The 5085-nt window shown below is 73.1% G+C and carries 5 protein-coding genes and 1 pseudogene; all 6 read right to left on the bottom strand.

Annotated elements, in window-relative coordinates; genetic code table 11:
* The coding region (locus AB0E96_RS37980) for a glycoside hydrolase family 15 protein (protein WP_359830942.1) at positions 1-1664 on the bottom strand (1664 nt) is incomplete at its 3' end.
* Positions 1665-1696: 32 nt separating this feature from the next.
* A complete protein-coding gene (locus AB0E96_RS37985; protein WP_359830944.1) occupies positions 1697-2146 on the bottom strand; it encodes a hypothetical protein in 450 nt (149 codons plus the stop codon).
* Complete coding sequence (locus tag AB0E96_RS37990) at positions 2143-3087, bottom strand: hypothetical protein (RefSeq protein WP_359830946.1); 945 nt, start codon at positions 3085-3087, stop codon at positions 2143-2145. Before AB0E96_RS37990 ends, AB0E96_RS37985 begins: the two co-directional genes overlap by 4 nt.
* 78 nt (positions 3088-3165) lie before the next feature.
* Complete coding sequence (locus AB0E96_RS37995) at positions 3166-3417, bottom strand: hypothetical protein (RefSeq protein WP_359830948.1); 252 nt, start codon at positions 3415-3417, stop codon at positions 3166-3168.
* A complete protein-coding gene (locus AB0E96_RS38000; protein ID WP_359830949.1) occupies positions 3414-3935 on the bottom strand; it encodes a hypothetical protein in 522 nt (173 codons plus the stop codon). Before AB0E96_RS38000 ends, AB0E96_RS37995 begins: the two co-directional genes overlap by 4 nt.
* Positions 3936-3964: 29 nt before the next feature.
* A pseudogene (locus AB0E96_RS38005) lies at positions 3965-5085 on the bottom strand (hypothetical protein); the annotation flags it as partial.

Raw genomic sequence — 5085 nt, forward strand, 5'->3', positions numbered from 1 at the left:
TCCTGCACCCGGCCGATCATGGCGAGGTCGTCGGCCAGCCAGAACGAGCAGGCCAGGAAGGCGCCCTCGTGGCCGGAGAGGCCGTCGACGTTGTTCCCGGACTCGTCGTGGGTCGGGTAGCGCAGCACGAAGCCGTCCTCGGTGGACAGTTCGCGCTGGATCGCCTCGATGGTGCCGATGACCCGCTTGTCGTCCGGCGGCAGGAAGCCGACCTGGGGGATCAGCAGCAGCGAGGCGTCCAGCTCCTTGCCGCCGTAGTACTGGGTGAAGGTGTTGCGCTCGGGGTCGTAGCCGCGTTCGCAGACGTCGGCGTGGATGTGGTCGCGCAGCTGTTGCCAGTGGGCGAGTTCGTCGGCGGTGGTGGAAGCCCGTCGGCGCAGCAGGGTGATGGTGCGGTCGATCGCGGCCCAGGCCATGACCTTGGAGTGGACGAAGTGCCGGCGCGGGCCGCGGACCTCCCAGATGCCCTCGTCCGGCTCCCGCCAGTGGTCCTCGGTCCAGCGGGCGAGTGCGCGCAGCATCGCGTCGGCGTCGGGAGAAGGGTGCAGCCCGGCGTTCTCGGCGGCGAGGAGGGCGTCGGCGACTTCGCCGGGGACGTCGAGCTGGAGCTGGTCGGCGGCGCCGTTGCCCACCCGTACGGGCCGGGAGTTCTCGTAGCCGGGCAGGTGCTCCAACTCGTCTTCGGGCAGGTTGTTTTCGCCATGGAGGCCGTACAGGATCTGGAAGGTGGAGACGTCGGGCCCCAGGACGGCGAGCAACCAGTCGCGCCAGGCCTCGCCTTCCTCGGTGTGGCCGAGGCGAGCGAGGGTGGTGATGGTCAGGGCGGAGTCGCGCAGCCACACGTACCGGTAGTCCCAGTTGCGTTCGCCGCCGATCTGCTCGGGCAGGGAGGTGGTGGGGGCGGCGACGATCCCGCCGCCCGGGTGGCACAGGGACTTGAGGACGAGGGCCGAGCGGACGACCGCTTCCCGGTAGGGGCCCTGGTACGCGCAGTGGGACGCCCACTCGTGCCAGGACACTTCGGTGAGGGTGCGCGCCGAGCGGGGGCTGCGCAGGTCGGGAGCCGGGTGGGAGGAGGGGGACCAGGTGAGGGTGAAGGCGATGCGCTCGCCGGCGGTGATGGTGAAGTCGCAGCGCGCACCGGCGCGGGTGAGGACGTGGTGGGGGCCGTCGAGCCAGTAGGAGTCGGGGTGGACGGTGGCGCACAGGCGCGCGGTGGCGCCTCGCGAGGTGCGGGTGTACAGGGGGGCGTGGGCGCCGTAGCCGGGGCGGGCCCGGAACTTCGAGGTCATCGTCACGGTGCCGCTCAGGCCCTCGATGCTGCGGATGATCCGGGGCGTCCTGGTGCCCAGCGGCATGAGGTCGGTGACCCTCACGCTGCCGGTGGGGGTGTCCCATTCATGTTCCAGCGACATGGTGTCGTCGCGGTAGCGGCGTCGGTCGGCCGCCGCGGGCTCGCCGTCGGTGGCGGGGCCCAGGCGCCAGAAGCCGTGCTCCTCGGTGCCGAGCAGGGAGGCGAAGACGGCGGGGGAGTCGAACCGGGGCAGGCACGCCCAGGTGATGGTGCCGTCGTTGCGGACGAGGGCGCCGGTGGCGGTGCTGCCGATCAGGCCGTGGTCCTCGATGGGGAACCGGGAACGGCGGGGCAGGGCGGCGGTGGGCATGGTGTTCCTGACGGGGTGGGTCGAAGGGGAGTTCAGCTCTGGGGCGCGGCCGGGGCGCTGAGGTGGTCGAGAGCCGTCCGTACGGCGGCGGCGAGGTCGGTGGCGACGGCCAACCGCGGCATCGTGGCCTGGAGTTCGGCGTGGATGAACCGCTGCTCGCGCTTCGTGTGGTCACAGCCGACTACCAGCGCGGTGCGTGAGAGGCGAAGGAACCGCTGCCGGACGTCGCGTACCTGCTGCGCGCCGGTGGGGCACCACAGGAGGACGGCGCCGAAGCGCCGCAGGTTGTGCTCCTGCCAGCCGGACGGCGCTTGCGGGTGGGCGGCGGGAAGGGGGTTGAGGACGGCACCGGTGAAGCCGGCCGCCTCCAGGAGGGCGATGGCCTCGCTCCGCCAGCCCGGACGGCCGGCGCCCGAAGCGGCCAGGTACAGCGTCGGGCTGCCGTCGGGGGTGAAGGGCTCGGGGTACTCGACCAGCCTCACTGGACACCGCCGGAGACAGTGGCCGGCCCGGGGCTGTCGAGCAGGAGGACCATGACGACGGCCTGGGTGCGGGTCTTTGCCCCGGTGGCGGTGGTGGCCCGGGTGATGATGCCGCCGATGGCGTCTGGGTTGATGCCGGTCATCCTCGCGACGGTGCGCACCTCGTGGGTGGCGAGCAGGGTGAGGACCTTGTGCTCCCGCGCAGTGATTCTCGGGAGCGTGTCGGGCAGTGCCGCGCGCAGTTCGGCGGTGTCGAGGAGGCCGGAGGTGATGAGGTCGACGATGGTGCGGGTGCGGTCGGTGAAGCCGCGGCGGCGCATCAGCCTCGACATGGCGTTGGCAGCGCTGCTGGAGGAGCAGTCGAGCTGCTCGGCTACGCCGTCGTAGGAGTGCCCGAGGGCGAGCTGAACGGCGACGTCGTGCCCGAGCTGGCTGAGTTTGTCGGTGCTCTTGGCAGCCAAGTGGAGGGTTCCGGAGTCGCTGGTGAGGACGCGGCGTGCGCTGCTGGCCTGGGCCTCGTACAGCGTCGGATCGGTGGCGATGATCAGGCATCTCTCGACCGGGAGTCCGAGGGCGCCGGCCGCAGCCCGGTAGGGGTTGGTTCCCTGCTCGCGGTGTTCTGCCGCGGACACGGAGGCGGACCACACGTTGGTGACGCGCTGGGCGGCGAGCATGGCGCTCACGTGGCGACCGAGCCGCTCGGTGACCAGGGCGCAGGGGACGGCCATGGAGCCGGCGCGCATCAGCAGCCGCAGCAGTGGGGCGGGAGTGGTGGCCGGCACGGGGGCGCCTGTGGCCAGGAGGAACGGGTCGGCGCCGGCCAGGCGGTCGGCGGGCAGCTGGACGAGGGCGTTGGCGTCGACGATGACGCCCGCGCGGTTGATCAGGTGGCGGTCCAGATCGCGGGCCGCCAGTCCGTCGGCAGGTCGTAAGGTGCTCATCTACTGTCTGTCTGGGGTTGTCGGGGTGCGGCCCTGGCCCGAAACGGCCGCCATGGGGTGATGCGGTGGAGCGGGTGTTCAGCCGGTCGGCCGAGGAGGGTCCTGCGGGGAGGAACCGATCCGGGGCTTCGGCGCGGAACGCGCGGTGACCAGGCGATCGGTGACGGCCAGCGTGCCGAAGGCGACGAGGGCGAAGACAGTCAGGTAGAGCGGCTGGGTGAGCCGGGTGCGGTGCTGGACGAGGTAGAGGACGGCGGCGCCGACCAGGAGGCCGAGGAGGAAGCAGACGGCTCCGACCGCGGCCCGGCCGCCGGTGGGGCGGGAGTTCACGCGGCCTGGCCGCGGGGCGCGGCGTGGTGCAGCGGCTCGGCGGGCCACGTGGGGTTGATGTCGCTGAGGCGGACCAGGCCGGCCAGGACGGCGGCGATGCTCGCCTGGATCTGGGTGCGCACGCCCAGCCAGGAGCGCAGGTCCTTGCCGTAGCCGCGCACGGTGGCGGCGGTGACGTCGAAGTCGGCCTCGAGTTCCGGGGTGGTGCGCCCGCCGACCCAGCCGACCAGGACGCGGTGGAGGCGCGGGGGTAGCCGGATGTCGGCGCAGAGGGCGGCGCAGGGTTGCGCGGTGTCGGTGATGAGGCGGTGCGCGGTGCCCCAGGCGACGAGCTGGGGCGCGGTGCGGGTTCCGGTGGCCGTCAGCAGCTCCTTGACGGCGGCGTCGACCGCGCCGGGCCCCCACGGGAGTTCGGGGTCGGCCGTGATCGTGCGGATGGTGGACTCGGCGGCGATGTGCCCGAGCAGGCGCACCTGCTGCTCGGTCAGGGTGTGGGCCGGAAGAGCGATGGTGGTCATGGTGGTGTCTCCGGTGGATGTCGGGCGGCTCATGGGCGGCCGGCGCCCAGGGCATGGGTCTGGGCGAGGCGCTCCAGCAGGCGGGGGCCGAGCTGCTCGGCGTGGGGGCCGTTTCCGACGACCAGGACGAGGTCGCCCTCGGCGGTCATGTCGAAGATCCGCTGCCCGGGGGCCGGTTCGCAGGGGCCGGATCGGATGCGGTGGATCGCGTCCGGGCCGAGGGCCCGGACGGCGGCCCGCTCGACGGCGTCCAGCGGGTCGGGCCCGTCGTGTCCGGCCAGCGGGGTGCTGACCGGCAGGAGCAGCGCGAGATCGGCGTCGCCGAGGGCGGCTCCGAGTTCGTCGGCGTGCGCGGTGGTGCGGGCGATGCCGTCCGGCTCCAGGACGACGAGCACGTTCCCCTCGGTGAGCATCCGGGCGGCCGTGACGTCCTGGGCGACCTCGCGCGGGTGCCGGGCGCGGGAGTTCCTGACGGTGATCCCGTCCCGCGTGCCGAGCACGGCCAGCGAGCGCTCGACGCCGCGGAAGGCGGCGAGGCGCTCCGCCACTGTCTGCGGGTCCTCGCCGGTGACGAGGGCGGTGGCGATGGCGGCGCAGGCCGCCATGGCGTGGTGGCGGCCGGCGACCGGAACCGTGAACTGGTGCTGCCTGCCTTGATAGTGGAGGGTGAGGAGGTGTTCACCGCCGAGCCACCGGGGCGGGAGGACCCACACGTCGCAGTCCTCGGCGAGGCCGACGGTCACCACCGTCATGTTGGGCTCGGGCCGGTCCGTGAGTCTCTCGTGCACGATCTTGGCGCCCTTGTCCCACAGCGGCAGCACCACCACGGCGGACGAACGGGCGAGGCTGGTGGCGTCGTTCAGCGCCTCGATGGTGTCCTCGAAGTGCGGCGCGTTCCGGGTGGCGCTGGTGATCAGCGTGACCGCGGGTTGTGGCCGGCGGTACCGGTGCGCGGTGCCGGGGCGGTAGCTCCAGGGCCCGAGGGGAGCGGCCTCGTGCGTGGCGGTGTCCGGGCACAGGTCCACCACCAGCCGCCGGTCGCCGCCGTGCCCCGGCGGGCCGCCCTGGGCGGGCGCGTTGAGGATCCAGCCGGTGTCGACCTGGACGTCTCGCTGCCCGAGTCGGTGGTCGTGGTCGAGTGGGGCGAGGG

This window comes from Kitasatospora sp. NPDC036755, assembly GCF_040636595.1.
Lineage (GTDB): Bacteria > Actinomycetota > Actinomycetes > Streptomycetales > Streptomycetaceae > Kitasatospora.

What these genes read in the sequence shown, in the direction of transcription:
- AB0E96_RS37990 (WP_359830946.1), bottom strand. Translation starts at nt 3,087, where the DNA reads ATGAGCACCTTACGACCTGCCGACGGACTGGCGGCCCGCGATCTGGAC.
- AB0E96_RS38000 (WP_359830949.1), bottom strand. Translation starts at nt 3,935, where the DNA reads ATGACCACCATCGCTCTTCCGGCCCACACCCTGACCGAGCAGCAGGTG.